This is a genomic window from Natranaerobius trueperi, assembly GCF_002216005.1.
Classification (GTDB): domain Bacteria; phylum Bacillota; class Natranaerobiia; order Natranaerobiales; family Natranaerobiaceae; genus Natranaerobius_A; species Natranaerobius_A trueperi.
Genome location: NZ_NIQC01000002.1, coordinates 53,527 through 71,129 on the forward strand (window position 1 = coordinate 53,527; position 17,603 = coordinate 71,129).

Consider the following 17,603-nt stretch of genomic DNA (forward strand, 5'->3'; position numbering starts at 1 on the left):
ACATACATAGTTATAACTTTACTTGTAGTAATTCATTAACTTTTTGTGGATTTGCTTTACCTTTAGTCTTTTTCATAATTTGACCTACTAAAAAGCCCATAGCTTTTTTCTTACCACTGTGATAGTCTTCCACAGCTCCAGGATTTTCACTGATCACCTCATCAATGATCCCTTCTAGTTCAGAAGTATCACTGATTTGAACTAAACCTTTTTCTTCAACTATAGCTTTAGGAGATTTACCAGTTAGATACATATCATCAAAAACTTCTTTGGCAATCTTACTACTTATAGTACCTTCATTTTCTAATTTTAATAACTCAACCATCTTATCAGAATCAATATTAGTTTCTTCAATATCTAACTGATCTTCATTTAAAACTCGAGAAACTTCTCCCATAACCCAGTTAGCAACTTTTTTAGGTTCATTATAGCTTTCTACACATTTATCGAAAAACTCAGCTAACGATTTATCTCCTGTAATTACAGAAGCATCATATTCTGATAACTGAAATTCATCCATAAACCTTTGCTTTTTCTCATTAGGTAGTTCAGGGATCTCTGAACGTACTTTCTCTACATGTTCTTCAGTAACAGCAAGTGGTACTAGATCTGGGTCCGGGAAATATCTATAGTCATGAGCTTCTTCTTTTGAGCGCATAGAAACAGTAATTCCACGTCCTTCATCCCATCTTCTAGTTTCTTGTACAATGGACTCTCCAGCTTCAACTTCGTCAATTTGACGCTCAACCTCAAATTTCAAAGCTCTTTCTACAGCTCTGAAAGAATTCATGTTTTTCACTTCTGTCTTTGTTCCAAACTCTGTTGAGCCTTTCTCTCTAATTGAAACATTTGCATCACAGCGTAAGCTTCCTTCTTCCATTTTACAATCTGATACATCTGTATATTGTAAAATGGCTTTTAGCGCTTCTAAATAAGCTTTAGCCTCTTCTGGAGAACTAATATCAGGTTCTGTAACGATCTCTATTAATGGAACTCCTGCTCTATTGATATCAACTAGTGAACCTTCACCTCCAGAATGCACTAACTTTCCGGCATCTTCTTCCATGTGAATCCTGTTAATCCTAACACGTTTTTGTTCACCATTTACAGTGATATCTAAATAACCATCCTTACAAATTGGTAAATCAAATTGAGAAATTTGATAAGCTTTTGGTAAATCAGGATAAAAATAATTTTTCCTATCAAATTTACTATAGTCGGCTATTTCACAGTTAAGAGCAAGCCCAGCTTTCATAGCAAGCTCTAAAGCTCTTTTATTTAATACTGGTAATGTTCCAGGCATACCTAGACATATCGGACATACATTTGAGTTAGGCTCTTCACCAAACTTAGTTGAACAGCCACAAAAGATTTTTGTTTCAGTTGACAATTCTGCGTGTACTTCTAGACCTATGACAGTTTCATATTTACTCATACTATCTTCCCCCCTTAGCTATTAGAACCCTGTTGGGGTGTTTTTGGTGTGACTTGCAATAGTTTTTCTAAACGATCTGCAACTTGGATTACTGTTCCTTCATCAAATGGTTTTCCGATCACCTGAATTCCAATAGGCAGTCCTTCAATAAAGCCACAAGGTATAGAAACTGCAGGAAGTCCTGCTAAGTTAATCGGAGCAGTACAAATATCATTTTTGTACATTGTTAAAGGATCATCATCATTAGCACCTTCTTCAAAAGAAGGTGTTGGTGTGGTTGGTGCTATTAAAACATCACACTCTGAGAACACCTTATCAAACTCTTCTTTAATTAAACTTCTAACCTTAAGAGCCTTTAAATAAAGAGCATCATGATACCCTGCACTTAAAGCATAAGTTCCGAGCATAATTCTTCTCTTAACTTCATCTCCAAGTCCTTCTTTTCTAGACTCAGTATACATTGTTTTTAAGTCAGAAGTAGCAAATCGATTTCCATAACGCACGCCATCATAACGTGCTAAATTACTTGAAGCTTCAGCTGGTGCTATCAAATAATATGCATTTAAAGCTTGCTCTGTAGTAGGTAAAGATACCTCACTAAACTCACTTCCGTCATCTCGAAGCTTATCTATACCAGAATTAACTAATGTTCTTACCTCATCATCAACAAGTTCAAAATATTCTTTAGGTAAGCCAATTTTTAATTCAGAAATATCTTTATCTAAGTAATCAGTGTGCTTTGGTACCTCTAAGTCTACAGAAGTTGAATCCATAGGATCGTTACCAGAAATAACATCTAGTACCTCTGCTGTATCAGCTACAGTTCTAGTAAAAGGACCAATTTGATCTAGTGAGGAAGCAAAAGCTACTAGACCATACCTTGATACTCGACCATATGTGGGTTTCATACCAACTACACCACAAAACGATGCTGGTTGTCTAATAGAACCTCCTGTATCAGAGCCTAAAGCTAAAGGCACTTGAGCTGTGGCAACACTAGCAGATGAACCTCCACTCGAACCACCAGGTACTTTCTTTAGATCCCAAGGGTTTTTAGTGGTGTAAAAAGCAGAGTTTTCAGTAGATGACCCCATAGCAAACTCATCCATATTAGTTTTCCCTACCATTATAGCACCTGCTTCAGATAATTTGTTAACTACTGTGGCATTATATGGTGGAACATAGTTTTCTAATATTTTAGAAGAGCATGTTGTAAGAACCTCTTCTGTACACATATTATCTTTTATTGCTACAGGTATCCCTGCTAATGGTCCTACTTTTTCACCATTTTTTCTTTTTTTATCAATCTCTCTAGCTTTTTCTAATGCTTTTTCTTTAGTCAATGTTACAAAAGCTTTAATATCACTATCTGTTTCTTCGATTCTTTCAAATACTGAAGAAACTAATTCTTCTGAAGTAAACTCTCCTTGCTCTAAACCTTTCTTTGCTTCTTGTAAAGTTAATTGATAGAGTTTCATGGCATCACTCCTCCAACTCATTCGATTATTCTTGGAACTTTAAAGTAGTTTCCTTCCTTTTCAGGAGCATTTTCTAGAGCTTTCTCATTAGATAAGGAAGGACGTTCTTTATCTTCTCTTGTTACATTTTTCATATTTAGAGCATGGACTGTAGGGAAAAGCCCTTCTAACTCTAGCTCATCAAGCTTACCTTGCCAGTCTAGAATCTGAGAAAGCTGATCTTTAAACATCTCCACTTCGTTTTCATCAATTTCTAGCTGACTTAATTTAGCTACATGATATACATCTTCCTTAGTAACTTTCAAAAAGGTCACCTCCTGACTAAATTACTCTCTCTCTAATTTTTCTAATAACTTCTCTTCATCTAAAATATCTACACCTAGCTCTCTTGCTTTATCATACTTAGAACCAGGGTTATTACCAACCAATAAAAAGTCAGTGTTTTTACTTACTGACCCAGTAACTTTTGCACCCCTTTGCTCTAACATACTAGTTAATTCTTTTCTACTGTGTTTTTCGAAGTTTCCAGTAATAACTACCGTTCTATCGGTAAATTCATTATCATCTATTTGCTCGTGTGCTTCATTTAATTCTGTAAAGTTTACACTAGCCTCTTTCAATCTAGCTAGCAAAACTTCTGTATTCTTTAAATTGAAAAATTCTACAATACTCTCTGCCATTTTTTCTCCGATATCTCTAATAGATACAAGTTCTTCTTTAGTAGCATTTTTGATAACTTCTAGATCTTTAAATTCACTTGCTAATATCTGTGCTGCACGTTTACCAACTAATCTTATACCTAGACCATAAAGTAACCTATTTAATGGGTTTTGTTTACTCAATTGAATAGCAATAATCAAATTGTTAGCTGACTTTTCACCAAACCTCTCAAGTTGCAAAAGGTCTTTTGATTCAATAAAGTAAAGATCAGCTACATCTTTTATTATACCTTCAGAATATAACTTTTCGACTACTTTGGTTCCAAGTCCTTCAATATCCATAGCATCCCTAGAACAAAAATGAATAATTTTTTCTTTTGCTTGTGCAGGACATGTAGGGTTTACACATCTAAGAACGGCTTCATCATCAATTCTTTTTGCTGTGGATTCACACACAGGACACGATTTTGGATATTGAAACTTTTCTTCTGTTCCTTGTCTCTCTTGTTTTTTTACTGAAACAACTTCAGGTATAATATCTCCTGCTTTTTGTATTATAACTTTATCACCGATTCTGACATCTTTTTGTGTTAAAATATCTTCATTGTGAAGGCTTGCTCGTTGTACTACAGAACCTGCTACTGTAACTGGTTCTAATTCAGCTACAGGAGTTAAAGCTCCTGTTCTACCAACATTAATAAATATATTTTTAATTTTACTAACAGCTTGTTCTGCAGGAAATTTATACGCAATCGCCCATCGTGGACTTTTAGAAGTAGCACCTAGCATTTCTTGTTGAGAAAAACTATCTAATTTTATTACTACTCCATCTATTTCATAAGGTAGTTCTTCTCTTTTTTCTTGCCATTTTTCACAATATGTGATTACTTCTTCAATAGATTTACAACTAGTGATATAAGGGTTTAGTTTAAATCCTAATTGTTTTAATAATTGCAATGAATCAAAATGACTATCTATCTCTTCACCTTCAATATTAGCTACACTATAAGCGAAAAAGTCTAGATCTCTTTTTGCAGCAACCTTAGGGTTTAGTTGCCTTAAGGAGCCAGCAGCAGCATTTCTAGGGTTAGCAAATAAACGTTCTTCTTGTTTTTCTTTTTCTTTATTAAGTCGAGAAAAAGATTTCTTAGGCATAAATGCCTCGCCTCTAACTTCTAAATTAACGTTTTTACTTAATTTAAGTGGTATTGAACCAACAGTTTTTACATTAGGTGTTATATCTTCTCCCACTGAACCATCACCTCGAGTTGCACCTTGAACCAATTTACCAGATTCATACTTTAGTGACAAGGCAAGTCCATCGATCTTCAATTCGGCTACATAGGCAATATCATTTACTGGAATATTTTTTGTTATACGATTATGAAACTCAAGCAACTCTTTCTGACTTTCAGCATTATCTAAACTTAACATAGGGATTTCATGTGGGACCCTAGAAAATTTATCTACGGGTTCCCCTCCGACTCTTTGAGTCGGAGAATCTGATGATTTCATTTCCGGGTTAGATTCTTCAAGTTGAATTAACTCGTTCATGAGTGAGTCATATTCTTTATCTGAAATCTCTGGATCATCTAACACATAATATCTATAATTGTGGTGTTCAAGTTTTTCTCTTAGTTTTTGTATTCGTTCTACGACATCAGTTTTATTCAACGGTCACACCTCACTATATTTTTTTAATCGGTGCAACACCAGCTGCTAATCTTTTAGTACCTACCCCTGGGAATGATACTGTTAAAATCCAATCACCAGCTGCTTTTTGTGCCTCTACCACTTTACCCTCGCCCCATTTTTTATGGGAGATCTTATCTCCAGATTCAAATACTTCATTAGCTATGCTTTTAGTTCTTGAATTCATAAATGTACTGTCGTTTTGAACAGTTTCTGATCTTGTTTTAGAAATAGCATCAGATGATAAATTATTATCTGATTCATTTTGTCCTTCAATTAATTCGGTATCAATTTCATTTATAAACCTTGATGGTGTATGCATTCTAGTCATACCATTCATTGTACGTTGTTCACACCAAGTTAGATACAGGACTTGTTCTGCTCTAGTAATTCCAACATAACACAGACGTCTTTCTTCTTCCATTGACGCTTCATTGTCAAAAGACCTTACATGAGGAAACACACCTTCCTCTAGTCCTGTTAGAAATACACCCGGAAACTCTAAACCTTTAGCACTGTGAAGAGTCATCATCACTACTTCTGCTTGATTTTCATCTTCCCAAGTATCTACATCACCAAGAAGTGTGGTATGAGCTAAAAACTCTTGTAATGTTTCGCCACCTTCAGCTTCAAAATCTTTTGCTAAAGAGTAAATTTCTTTAATATTATCAATTCTATTCTGTGCTTCTCTATTGTTTTGTGACCTTAATGTCTCTAGATACCCGGTTTTTTCTGCTACTTCCTCGACTAGTTCTCTAACAGTTAAGTATTCCCGCATTAGCTGAAAATTAGTAATTAAATCAACAAACTTTTTCACAGAATTTTGAGCACGCTTACTAACTTCCACGAAATCTATCTCTAATAATGAGTCATAAAAAGATAACCCATTTCTATTAGCATAATTTTTAATCTTTTCTACAGTTGTCTTACCTATTCCACGTTTTGGTTCATTAATAATACGTTCTAACTGGCTATCTGCTTTTGGCGTTTGTATCACCATTAAATAAGCCATAATGTCCTTTACTTCTTTTCTATCATAAAAACCAGATCCACCAACTACAGTATAAGAAATTCCTTCTCTTCGAAATATATCCTCTAATACACGAGATTGTGCATTAGTTCTATACAAAACAGCCATTAATGGTAATTGATGCCTGTTAGTTCTAATTTCATTAGCTATAAATTGAGCTTCATCTCGTTCATCTACTCCTTGATAAGACTTTAATAGTTCTCCATCATTATTTTCTGTCCATAATTTTTTTGATTTTCTTTGTGGGTTTTTAACCACTACTTGATTAGCAGCCTCTAAAATAGTCTTAGTTGAACGATAATTTCTTTCTAGTTTGATAACTTTAGTATCAGGAAACTTCTTTTCAAAATCTAATATATTAGTTACATCAGCACCACGGAATAGATAGATTGATTGATCATCATCACCTACAACAAAAACATTTTCCTGAGGTGGCGACAATAATGTGATGAGATGATTTTGGGCGGGGTTAGTATCCTGAAACTCATCAACTAAAATATGTTGGAATTTATTTTGATAATATTGTAGTCTATCAGGAAACTTTTCAAACAGTTCTATAGTTTGTACAAGTAGATCATCAAAATCTAATGCATTTTCTTTTCTTAAACATTTCTGATATGATTCATAGATTTGATCATAAGGGTAATATAAATTTGAAGAACTTTGTAAGTTATTTTTTATGTTACTTATCTTTCTAGATACAGCTTGATGAGGATAACGTTTATTATCTAAGTTTAGCTCGGAAATTATATCTTTAACTATTTTAGTTTTATCTCTAGCGTCATAGATCAAAAAGTCTTTACCATAACCTAGTAGATCAATTTCACGACGCAAAATTCGAACACAAGTAGCGTGAAAGGTTGACACCCATGTTGGGGGTGAATCTTCTACTAGGTCATTTATTCGTTCTTTCATTTCTTTTGCTGCCTTATTTGTAAATGTTAAAGCTAATATACTCTCAGGATGAACTTTTTTATTAGAAATTAAATATGCAACATGATAAGTTAACACTTTAGTTTTTCCACTACCTGCACCAGCTAAAATCAGTACTGGTCCTTCTGTTGCCTTAACAGCTTCAGATTGTTCAGTATTTAAAGAATTTAAGTCTATCACCATCTTTTACCACCCACCTTAACGAAATTAGGAAGAGTAATACGAGATTACTCTTCCTAATTATCATTGTCTTCTGTTTCTTGTTTTCCAATTCTTTTTAACACAATGTCATAACCACCAGCACCGTAATGTAAGAATCTTTTTACTCGACTTATAGTTGCAGTACTAGCACCTGTTTTATCTTCAATATCTTGATAAGTATAACCCTCTTTCAACATTTTTGCAACATGAAATCTTTGAGCCAAAGCTTTAACTTCCGTTACAGTCGCCACATCTTCAAAAAACTCATAACATTCATCTACAGTTTCAAGGCTTAAGATTGCTTCAAAAAATTGATCTAAAAATTCTCCTCTTATCTTACGAATTACAATCACCCCCGTGGCTATCAGGACAACTCATTAGCAATCCTTTTACTAAATATCAGTTTACACCCATTGGTATTTTATCATTTTAAAGTTGTCAGGGCAATATCACCACGGAACTGTTTACCAAAGTATTCAATTTTGTTCACATTTTTATAAGCTTCACATCTAGCCTTTGCAATTGTTTCATCGATACCAGTAACACTTATAACTCTTCCTCCAGAAGTAACTGGACTACTATTACTAGAACTTACACCTGCTAAGTATATTTTTACATTAGAATCTTGTATAGATGGGTAATCAATAGTGAAACCTTTTTTATATTCTTTAGGATAACCCCTAGAAGCCAAGACAACACAAACTGCTCTTTGTTCTTTCCATTCCAAATTATCCTTGATAATTTTACCATTTGCTACTTCTTCTAGAATTTCATACAGATCAGAAGAAAGTAACGGTAAAATAGTTTGAGTTTCTGGATCACCAAACCTTGCATTATATTCTAAAACTTTAGGTCCCGTTTCAGTTAGTATTAATCCTGCATATAATACACCATGATAGCTAATTCCTTTATTATCCATGGATTTAATAGTTGGCTCTAAAATACTATCAGTTACTTCTCTAATAAACTCTTTTGAAATTTTAGAAACAGGTGCATACGCTCCCATTCCTCCTGTATTAGGTCCTTGATCATTATCATAAGCTCTTTTATAGTCTTGACTTGGAAGTAAAGGAAGCACTTTGTTTCCATCAGTAAAAGCAAGAAGGGATATTTCTTCTCCCTCTAGGTATTCTTCTAACACAACATTCATCTGTTCAGATAAAAATTTTTTTATAGTATTTAAAGCTTCGTTATAATCATTAGTTACTACAACACCTTTTCCTGAATATAATCCATCAGCTTTTACAACATAAGGTGGTGTCATTTCAGATAAAAATTTACTTCCTTTATTTATCTCCATATTATCTATACCTTTACTACCATCTAAATAGCAAGCTTTAGCAGTTGGTATATTATTTTCTAACATCAAAGTTTTAGCAAACCACTTACTAGTTTCAATTTTTGCTCCTTCTTTAGTTGGTCCAAAGATCTTCAAATTATTTCTTTGAAAATAATCTACTATCCCTAATGATAGGGGTAGTTCAGGTCCAACAACTGTTAAGTTTATTTCGTTTTTTTTAGCAAAAGATACTAAACTCTCAATATCTGTTTCAGCAATGTTTACATTTGTACATTTACTTTCCTGTTGTGTACCATAGTTACCGGGAGCAACAAAAATCTCAGAAACCTGATTACTCTCTGATAGCTTACAGGCAAGTGCGTGCTCTCGCCCTCCAGAACCTACAACTAATACTTTCAAAAGTCATCCCCCCACTCTTTAGTGCTTAAAATGACGTACACCTGTAAAAAACATTGAAATCCCAGCATCAGAAGCTGCTTTTATGGAATCTTGATCACGTTTAGACCCACCAGGCTGAATAATACATGAAACTCCATATTCTTCACACTTTTTCACAACATCATCAAACGGGAAAAATGCATCTGATGCTAACACACTTCCATTTGCATGCTCTCCCGCATGCTCTAAAGCAAGCTTACTTGCTGTAATACGATTCATTTGACCCGCTCCAATTCCTAATGTTTGACCATCTTTTACTACAACGATTGCATTTGACTTCACATGTTTTACAACTTTTTCAGCCACTACTAAATCAGATAACTGATCATCTGATACTTTTGGTCCTGTCATTAGATTCCAACTATCTAATGGAGAGATTTTTATATTTTTTTCTTGAACTAAATAACCAAAAGATACAGTTCTTATTTGTTTTGCTTTAGTCTTATCTACTTTAGTTTCTATAACCTTTAATCTAGGTTTTTTTGCTAAAACTTCTAGTGCCTCTTTTGTAAAAGATGGAGATATAACAACATCTAAGAATATAGACGTAATTTTTTGTGCTAACTTTTCAGTCACCTGATCATTAAAGGCAACTATCCCACCAAAAATACTCACAGGATCACCAGCATATGCTTTTTCAAAGGCTGTCAATATATCGGTAGATACACCCACACCACACGGGTTAGTATGTTTAATTGCTACACATGCTTTAGAGTTAAACTCTGATACTAATTCTAGTGAGGCATCAATATCAACTAAATTATTATAAGATAAGGTATCTCCCTGGTGCTGAATAAAAGACCTATTTGGATCTTCTAAAAATACTGCTTTTTGGTGTGGGTTTTCTCCATACTTTAAGTCTTTTTTCGATAAAGAATTAATATCAGGCAATTCTAAGTTATAATCTCCGTTTAAATATTCTGCAATAACTGAATCGTAATAAGCTGTATGGCTAAATGCTTTTTTGGCTAAATATTTTCTGAGTTCTTCTGAAATTCCTTGGTTTTCAGTTAATTCCTCTATTAACTTATTGTAATCTTTTGGATCAACACAAGCTGTTACTCTATTCCAATTCTTAGCAGCCCCTCTAATTAATGTCGGGCCTCCTATATCTATATTTTCTATAATTTCGTCTAGGGACACATTAGTTTGTTTTATAACTTCATTAAATGGATATAGATTAACAACAATAAGATCAAAAAGTTTTATATCTAGATCTTTCAATTCAGGTTCTGTGCCTTGTTTCGCTAAGATTCCACCATGTATCTTAGGATGTAGAGTTTTCACACGACCACCAAGGATTTCAGGATAACCTGTTATATCTTCTACACCCCTAACATCTACACCATTATCTTGCAAATATTTTAGAGTGCCTCCAGTTGATATGATTTCCGTCCCACAAGCTTCAAGAGTTTTTGCAAGATTAAGTACATTAGATTTATCATATACACTAATTAAAACTCTAGAAACTTTCGTTTTCATTCTGTCATCACCCACCTCTGATTTCTTGTTTCCGTTATTTGGTTTAATAATAGTGCTTTAAGTGCTTTTACTATTAACTTACGTTCCTGTTCTTTTATTTTTTCTGTTAAAGATTCTACAGTATCATCGGGTAAAACATTCACTTCTTTTTGTAGTAATATCGGTCCCTCATCCATTTTCTCTGTTACAAAATGCACTGTACACCCTGTTACTTTAACCCCATAATCGTACGCTTTTTGTACTGCATTTAACCCTTTAAAAGATGGTAAAAGAGAAGGATGTGTATTTATAATACAATTTTGATAGTTTCTTATAAAATAAGAAGATAGAATTTTCATATAACCTGCTAGTACTATATACTCAATTTGATTTGCCTGAAGATATGTTACCATTTCTCTGTCCATAACTTCTTTTTCACCATAATCTTTAATTGAAAAAACTTTTGTGGCTATACCTTCTCTTATAGCTCTTTGTCTAGCTAAACAATTAGGTTTGTCTGTTATTAATACAGAAAGCTCCCCGGGAATTTCGCCTTTTTTATATGCATCAATTATATCTTGAAAGATAGTACCTGATCCAGAAGCGAAAACAGCAAATTGAGGGTTAATCATCCATAATCACACCCTGGAGTTCTTGCCTTTTTTCAATCACCTCACCTATAATCTCTGCCTGTTCCCCTTTATCATCAAGCATTTTTTTAGCTTCATGCGCTTCTTCTCTCGGTAGTATTAAAACAAACCCAACTCCCATATTGAAGGTTTGAAACATTTCTTTTTCTGTAATTTTCCCTGATTTTTGAATTAAATCAAAAATTGGTTTAGTTAAACTTCTAACTTTTTGTCTAGATACTCTGACAGCGCAGTTATTAGATAGCACACGACTTATATTATCATATAAGCCTCCACCAGTAATATGAGCCATACCAGTCACATTAGATTGTTCTAAAATCGAGTGCACTAAGTCTACATAAATTTTAGTTGGTTTCAAAAGCTCTTCTTCAAGAGAATTTTCAAGTTCATCTGGTGTATCATCTAAACAAAATTTGCCACCTTCTTCTTTTAATAAGGTTTTTCTTACAAGGGAGTATCCGTTACTATGAATCCCCGAAGAGCTAATACCTAATATTAGATCACCTGATTTTATATCTGAACCATCTACCATATCTTTTTTTTCAACTACACCAACAGTAAAGCCAGCTAGATCAAACAAATCATTTTGATAAAAGCCAGGCATTTCTGCAGTCTCTCCGCCAACAAGACTACATCTAGCTTGACTACAACCTTTCGTAATTCCACTTAAAACTTTTTGAATAGTTTGTTCATTTAAGCTATCCATAGCTAAATAATCTAAAAAAACAAGTGGTTTAGCACCTTGTACTAAAATATCATTTACACACATGGCTACTAAATCTATACCTATGGTATCAAAAATACCAGCTTTTTTAGCAAGCTTCAGTTTTGTTCCAACCCCATCAGTAGAGGTTACAAACACTGGATCTTGGTAGTTTGCTTTTAGTTGAAATAGAGCACCAAAACCACCTACACCCGATAAAATTTCTGCGTTATCAGTATTTTCTATTGTATCAGTGGCGATATTTTGGATATTTTGTGCTATTTTATTACCTTTTTCAATATCCACCCCGGCACTTTTATAGTTATCACCCATATTAGTCCTCCTCTGTTACAGGATATTCTCCATTAAAACAGGCCAAACAATAACCTGTATTTTCATTTAACCCAGGCACACGTTCAACTGCCCTAACCATTCCTTGGATACTTAAAAACTGTAAACTATCAGCACCAATTTCTGTTCTTATTTCTTCAACATTAAGTTTGGATGCAATCAACTCACCGCAAGAAGATGTATCAATACCATAATAGCAAGGAAATTTCACTGGTGGTGAACTTATCAGTATATGCACTTCTTTAGCTCCAGCATCTCTCAATGTCTTAATAATGTTAGTAATAGTAGTACCTCGAACAATTGAATCATCTACTAATATAATTCTTTTCCCAAACACTGTAGCATTAACTGGGTTTAGTTTAACTTGTACCCCCAACTCTCTCATTTCTTGATTTGGCTTAATAAATGTTCTACCAATATACCGATTTTTAATAAGTCCCATTTCATATGGAAGATTAAGAGCTTCTGCAACTCCTGACGCTGCAGAAAGACTTGAATCAGGAACACCAGAAACTATATCTGCTGTAATGTTGCTTTCTTTTGCTAGTTCTTTCCCTAGTTCTTTTCTTACTAAATGAACATTTTTACCAATTAAATTACTATCAGGACGAGCAAAATAAATGTATTCAAATATACAAAGAGAAGGATCTTTCGGCTCTAATAAAGTTGTACTCGTAATACCTTGTTTATCTATCACTACCATCTCTCCAGGTGAAATATCTCTCACATATTCTGCTCCTATAGTATCAAAAGCACATGTTTCAGAAGAAAGAACATAACCACCATCAACCTTTCCTAGTGATAATGGTCTAAATCCATGAGCATCCCTAAAAGCAATGAGTCTATCTGTAGTCATTAGTAAAAAAGTGTATCCACCTTTCATCATTGATGCTACTTCTTTTAGCCCATCTATTATATTGTTATAGCTTGATTTAGCTAACAAGTGTGCTAATATCTCGCTATCAGTAGTAGTCTGAAAAATTGTACCTTCCTCTTCTAATCTTTTTCTTAACCCTTTAGCATTTTTTAGGTTTCCATTATGAACAATAGAAATCTTACCTAGCTTACAGGTTATGGTCAATGGTTGTGCATTAGTAACTGAGCTATCACCTTCTGTTGAATAACGAACATGCCCTATAGCATTATAACCTGAAAGGTTCTCTAGAGTATCTCCTTGGAAAACTTCACTAACTAGACCCATTTTTTTTTTAGTTTTTATATCTGATCCATCACTAATTGATATGCCAGCACTCTCTTGCCCTCGATGTTGAAGTGCATATAGCCCAAAATGTATATAGCTTTGTACATCTTTTTCAGGAGCAAACATACCAACTACCCCGCACTCTTCAGATAATTTATCTTGATTTTTTAATCCATAATCCACGGTATAGCTCCCTCCCAAGAATTTTTTAAATCATTTATCCCTAGATTTATCTCTTCATCACCTTTTGTTATAGATAATCTAGATTCGTTAATTGTCCCTATCACCTGAGATGGTATATCATCTTTTTTTGCTAATTCTACTAAACTATCTACTTTGTCACTCGAAACTGATACTAATACTCTAGATTGACTTTCAGAAAATAACCAAGTCAACATAGATTTATCTGTCGGTAAATCTATAGTGCAACCAATGTTACCAAGGATACAACTTTTCGTTAGAGAAACAGCTAATCCACCATCAGATAAATCATCACAGGATTTAACTAATTCAGAATTTATTATTTTCAGTATAAACTCTTGTAAATTTTGTTCTTTATACAGATCTATTTCGGGTGTACGACCTATCGTTTTCTCAGTTAATAGATATCCTAATTCAGAAGCACCTAATTCTTCATATGTCTCACCTAATAAAACTAACATATCTCCTTCATCTTTAAAGTCAGCTGACATAATTTTACTAAGATCTTCAACTAAACCTACCATACCAATGACTGGTGTTGGTTTTATATCTTCATTCTCTCCCTCATTATAAAGACTGACATTCCCTCCTGTTACTGGTATACCTAAAGTTTCACATGCCTCTTTCATACCTTTTATGGTATTAGCTAACTGGTAGTATATTTGTGGTTTTTCTGGGTTTCCAAAGTTCAAACAATTAGTTAATCCTAAAGGTTTAGCTCCAGTAGTTACTAGATTTCTACTGGCTTCACAAACAGCTATTTTAGCCCCTCTCTTTGGGTCTGCATAAACATATCTTGAGTTGCCATCACAGTTAATGGCAATACCTTTATTTTTTCCTTTTAGTCTAACTACAGAAGCATTACTTTTAGGGGCTTTAACAGTATTTGCACCAACAGTATAATCAAACTGTTCATAAATCCATTGTTTTGATCCAATATTAGGAGAGTTAAGCATATTAATGATTAAATTTTCGTAAGAATAATTATTTGCTGTTATCATTGTTTGCAGTTTTTGTGATACCTGAGGCTCTTGTTTCCATTGTTCAGTTAAATACTGAGGAAATTTAATTTCTCGTAATTTTTCTGGCACATTGTCAGTTAAGGCTCTTGGGGGGACATTCGCAACAGTAATATCTCTATTATTTACTATAAGTTTTTTTTCTTCAATAACTTCTCCGATTACAGAAGCATCTAAGCCTAACTCTTTAACTTTATCCCTTAACCTTTCTACTTGGCTTTCTTTCACGATAAACAACATCCGTTCCTGAGATTCACTTAGCATAATTTCATAAGGTGTCATATTTTCTTCTCTTAAAGGAACTTGTGAAACATCCATCGTTACTCCCATATCACTTTTACTAGCCATCTCTGATGCTGCTGAAACTAATCCTCCTGCACCTAGATCTTGTAATCCCACTATTGCAGATGATTCAGTTTTAAGTAGATTTTGACATGTTTCAATTAATAACTTACCCATAAATGGATCTCCTACTTGAACAGAAGGACGATCAGAGGCATTATCACCTGACAAAGCTTCTGATGCAAAACTTGCACCTAAAATACCATCTCTTCCGGTTTTTGACCCAACTAATAATAATAAGTTACCAGGAGAACCAGTTTCACCTCGATAGAGTTCATCTTCTTTTAACGTACCAACACACATAGCATTCACCAAAGGGTTTTCATTGTATGAAGGATCAAAATAAACCTCACCAGCTACTGTAGGAACACCTACACAATTTCCATAGCCCCCTATTCCTGATACAACTCCACCGAACAAATATCTTGTTCTCTTAGTCTTTAATGGTGAAAATCTAAGAGAGTTTAATAGAGCAGTGGGCCTTGCTCCCATTGAGATTACATCTCTAATTATCCCTCCAACACCAGTTGAAGCACCTTGATAAGGTTCTATAGCAGAAGGATGGTTATGACTTTCTATTTTAAAGGCAACAGCATCTCCATCTCCTAAACTTATAACCCCTGCATTCTCCCCAGGACCTTGAATAACGTTTTCACCTTTACTAGGTAACTCTTTTAATAAAGGTTTAGAATTTTTATAGCTACAATGCTCACTCCACATCACTTCAAACATCCCACGTTCTACTTCATTTGGTTCTTTTTTCAGTAAATTTTTAATTGTCTGTAATTCTATATTAGTAAGAGCCAAATTTATCCCCTCCCTGTTCATTCCAGTGTTTTAAAATAGATTTAAAGATTTTTAACCCGTCTTCTAAACCAAGTATTTTTTCACCTGCACGTTCTGGATGAGGCATCATACCTAAAACATTTTTGTCTAGATTTGAAATCCCGGCAATGTTTTGGATTGAACCATTCGGATTAGCATTACTAGTAGGCTCGTTATTTCTATCTACATATCTAAATAAAATTTGATTATTACTCTCTAACTGTTTAAGTTCATCTTGGCTAATATAATAATTTCCATCACCATGGGCAATTGGTAAACAGATAGATTCTTTTTTATTTAATTGGTTTGTGAAAGGAGTATCTGTTGTTTCAACACGTAGATAAACACTTTTACTGACGAATTTTAATTGCTTATTTTGAATCAAAGTTCCGGGAAGTAAACCCGATTCAACTAATATTTGAAAACCATTACATATACCAATTACATACCCACCATTATTAGCAAATTTGATTACATCTTCCATAATTGGTACATGGGCAGAAATTGCTCCAGGACGTAAATAGTCACCATAACTAAAACCTCCAGGAAGGATTACACAATCGATCTCTTTTGGTAGGCTATCTTTATACCATAAATACGTAACTGATTCTTGTAATACATCTTTAATAAAATGAAAAGCATCTCGGTCACATGTTGAGCCTGGGAAAACAACTATACCAAAATTCATTTTGACATTACCTCCACTAATTCGTATTGGTAATTTTCAATTACTGGATTTGTGAGTAAACGTTCACACATTTGTTCTACTCTTTTTTCTAGCTGTTCTCTATCATTATCTTCTAATGATAACGTAATCAGTTTTCCAACTTTAACATCATTTACTTCATTAAAGTTCATGGAATGTAAAGAATCCTTTATAGCTTCACCCTGTGGATCTAGCACACCAGTCTTTAAATTAACTTTGATTTGAGCTCTAAACATCTTTTTCTAACCTCCTTTGTATTCTCTGATATAGTTCTTCATAACCAGCTAACACATCTCTCTTGTTTTCTCTAAAGTTATCTTTATCTAAACTTTCTTTAGTTAATTTATCCCATAATCGACATGTGTCTGGTGTAATCTCATCTGACAAAATAATTTCACCTGATACACGCCCAAATTCTAATTTAAAATCAACTAAAATTAAGTTAAGATCATAAAAATATTGTTTTAGTAGTTGGTTTATGCGTAAAGCTAAATTTGACATTTCTTTTAGTTGATATGAAGTAGCTAGGTTAATAGCTATAGCATGATGTTCATTAATTAGAGGGTCTTTTAGCTTATCCTCTTTATAATAAAATTCTACTACCGGGTACGCTAATTCAGTCCCTTTTTCTAGTCCTAATCTGTTAACTAAACTACCTGCCACTATATTTCTAACGACTACTTCTATTGGGATAATTTTAGTCTTTGTAACTAGCATTTCACGATCAGATAAACATTTAATAAAATGAGTTGATACACCTTGATTCTCTAAATAGTTTAGTAACTGAGAACTAATCTTGTTATTTAATATTCCTTTTCCATCACGAGAGTCTTTTAAATTTCCATCAAAAGCTGTAAGATCATCTTTAAACTCAAGCACACATTGGTTGTCATGATTGTTATTTTGGAGTGAATAAACTTTTTTTGCTTTCCCCTCATACAAAATTGAACCTTTAGTTACCATAGTATATCCCCCTTT

Annotated in this window: 15 protein-coding genes; all 15 read right to left on the reverse strand. The window is 33.8% G+C overall.

The annotated features are described in order from the left end of the window. Window positions 1-10: 10 nt before the first annotated feature. Window positions 11-1,435: an Asp-tRNA(Asn)/Glu-tRNA(Gln) amidotransferase subunit GatB gene (gene gatB, locus CDO51_RS01550; protein ID WP_089022536.1), complete on the reverse strand. Its 1,425-nt coding sequence runs from the start codon at window positions 1,433-1,435 to the stop codon at window positions 11-13. Window positions 1,436-1,449: 14 nt separating this feature from the next. Next, window positions 1,450-2,913: an Asp-tRNA(Asn)/Glu-tRNA(Gln) amidotransferase subunit GatA gene (gene gatA, locus CDO51_RS01555; RefSeq protein WP_089022537.1), complete on the reverse strand. Its 1,464-nt coding sequence runs from the start codon at window positions 2,911-2,913 to the stop codon at window positions 1,450-1,452. A 17-nt stretch (window positions 2,914-2,930) separates the two neighbouring features. Next, window positions 2,931-3,218 (reverse strand): Asp-tRNA(Asn)/Glu-tRNA(Gln) amidotransferase subunit GatC, encoded by a 288-nt coding sequence (gene gatC, locus CDO51_RS01560; RefSeq protein ID WP_089022538.1) that lies wholly within the window; start codon window positions 3,216-3,218, stop codon window positions 2,931-2,933. Window positions 3,219-3,239: 21 nt separating this feature from the next. Beyond that, a complete protein-coding gene (ligA, locus tag CDO51_RS01565; RefSeq protein WP_089022539.1) occupies window positions 3,240-5,246 on the reverse strand; it encodes an NAD-dependent DNA ligase LigA in 2,007 nt (668 codons plus the stop codon). Window positions 5,247-5,259: 13 nt separating this feature from the next. After that, on the reverse strand, window positions 5,260-7,410 hold the full coding sequence (locus CDO51_RS01570; protein ID WP_089022540.1) for an ATP-dependent helicase: 2,151 nt from the start codon (window positions 7,408-7,410) through the stop codon (window positions 5,260-5,262). A 53-nt stretch (window positions 7,411-7,463) separates the two neighbouring features. After that, a complete protein-coding gene (locus tag CDO51_RS01575) occupies window positions 7,464-7,778 on the reverse strand; it encodes a YerC/YecD family TrpR-related protein (RefSeq protein WP_089022624.1) in 315 nt (104 codons plus the stop codon). 74 nt (window positions 7,779-7,852) lie between these two features. Beyond that, on the reverse strand, window positions 7,853-9,127 hold the full coding sequence (purD, locus tag CDO51_RS01580; RefSeq protein ID WP_089022541.1) for a phosphoribosylamine--glycine ligase: 1,275 nt from the start codon (window positions 9,125-9,127) through the stop codon (window positions 7,853-7,855). 18 nt (window positions 9,128-9,145) lie between these two features. After that, the gene (gene purH / locus CDO51_RS01585; protein WP_089022542.1) at window positions 9,146-10,648 is read right to left on the reverse strand and encodes a bifunctional phosphoribosylaminoimidazolecarboxamide formyltransferase/IMP cyclohydrolase; all 1,503 of its coding nucleotides are present in this window, start codon (window positions 10,646-10,648) and stop codon (window positions 9,146-9,148) included. Next, on the reverse strand, window positions 10,645-11,259 hold the full coding sequence (gene purN, locus CDO51_RS01590; RefSeq protein ID WP_089022543.1) for a phosphoribosylglycinamide formyltransferase: 615 nt from the start codon (window positions 11,257-11,259) through the stop codon (window positions 10,645-10,647). The genes purH and purN overlap by 4 nt, the downstream gene beginning before the upstream one ends. Then, window positions 11,252-12,313 carry a phosphoribosylformylglycinamidine cyclo-ligase gene (purM, locus tag CDO51_RS01595; protein WP_089022544.1) on the reverse strand — a complete coding sequence of 354 codons (1,062 nt, stop codon included), beginning with the start codon at window positions 12,311-12,313 and terminating at the stop codon, window positions 11,252-11,254. Before purM ends, purN begins: the two co-directional genes overlap by 8 nt. 1 nt (window position 12,314) lies before the next feature. After that, entirely contained in the window at window positions 12,315-13,715 is a 1,401-nt protein-coding gene (gene purF, locus CDO51_RS01600; RefSeq protein WP_240503454.1) for an amidophosphoribosyltransferase, read from the reverse strand. Further along, window positions 13,700-15,922, reverse strand: a complete 2,223-nt coding sequence (gene purL / locus CDO51_RS01605) for a phosphoribosylformylglycinamidine synthase subunit PurL (protein WP_089022545.1) — start codon at window positions 15,920-15,922, stop codon at window positions 13,700-13,702. The genes purF and purL overlap by 16 nt, the downstream gene beginning before the upstream one ends. Next, the gene (gene purQ, locus CDO51_RS01610) at window positions 15,888-16,607 is read right to left on the reverse strand and encodes a phosphoribosylformylglycinamidine synthase subunit PurQ (RefSeq protein WP_089022546.1); all 720 of its coding nucleotides are present in this window, start codon (window positions 16,605-16,607) and stop codon (window positions 15,888-15,890) included. The genes purL and purQ overlap by 35 nt, the downstream gene beginning before the upstream one ends. Then, window positions 16,604-16,861, reverse strand: coding sequence for a phosphoribosylformylglycinamidine synthase subunit PurS (gene purS / locus CDO51_RS01615; protein WP_089022547.1), 258 nt, complete (start codon window positions 16,859-16,861; stop codon window positions 16,604-16,606). The genes purQ and purS overlap by 4 nt, the downstream gene beginning before the upstream one ends. Then, on the reverse strand, window positions 16,854-17,588 hold the full coding sequence (purC, locus tag CDO51_RS01620; protein ID WP_089022548.1) for a phosphoribosylaminoimidazolesuccinocarboxamide synthase: 735 nt from the start codon (window positions 17,586-17,588) through the stop codon (window positions 16,854-16,856). Before purC ends, purS begins: the two co-directional genes overlap by 8 nt. Window positions 17,589-17,603: the final 15 nt, after the last annotated feature.

What these genes read in the sequence shown, in the direction of transcription:
- gatB (WP_089022536.1), bottom strand. Translation starts at nt 1,435, where the DNA reads ATGAGTAAATATGAAACTGTCATAGGTCTAGAAGTACACGCAGAATTG.
- gatA (WP_089022537.1), bottom strand. Translation starts at nt 2,913, where the DNA reads ATGAAACTCTATCAATTAACTTTACAAGAAGCAAAGAAAGGTTTAGAG.
- CDO51_RS01570 (WP_089022540.1), bottom strand. Translation starts at nt 7,410, where the DNA reads ATGGTGATAGACTTAAATTCTTTAAATACTGAACAATCTGAAGCTGTT.
- purH (WP_089022542.1), bottom strand. Translation starts at nt 10,648, where the DNA reads ATGAAAACGAAAGTTTCTAGAGTTTTAATTAGTGTATATGATAAATCT.
- purN (WP_089022543.1), bottom strand. Translation starts at nt 11,259, where the DNA reads ATGATTAACCCTCAATTTGCTGTTTTCGCTTCTGGATCAGGTACTATC.
- purM (WP_089022544.1), bottom strand. Translation starts at nt 12,313, where the DNA reads ATGGGTGATAACTATAAAAGTGCCGGGGTGGATATTGAAAAAGGTAAT.
- purL (WP_089022545.1), bottom strand. Translation starts at nt 15,922, where the DNA reads ATGAACAGGGAGGGGATAAATTTGGCTCTTACTAATATAGAATTACAG.
- purQ (WP_089022546.1), bottom strand. Translation starts at nt 16,607, where the DNA reads ATGAATTTTGGTATAGTTGTTTTCCCAGGCTCAACATGTGACCGAGAT.
- purS (WP_089022547.1), bottom strand. Translation starts at nt 16,861, where the DNA reads ATGTTTAGAGCTCAAATCAAAGTTAATTTAAAGACTGGTGTGCTAGAT.
- purC (WP_089022548.1), bottom strand. Translation starts at nt 17,588, where the DNA reads ATGGTAACTAAAGGTTCAATTTTGTATGAGGGGAAAGCAAAAAAAGTT.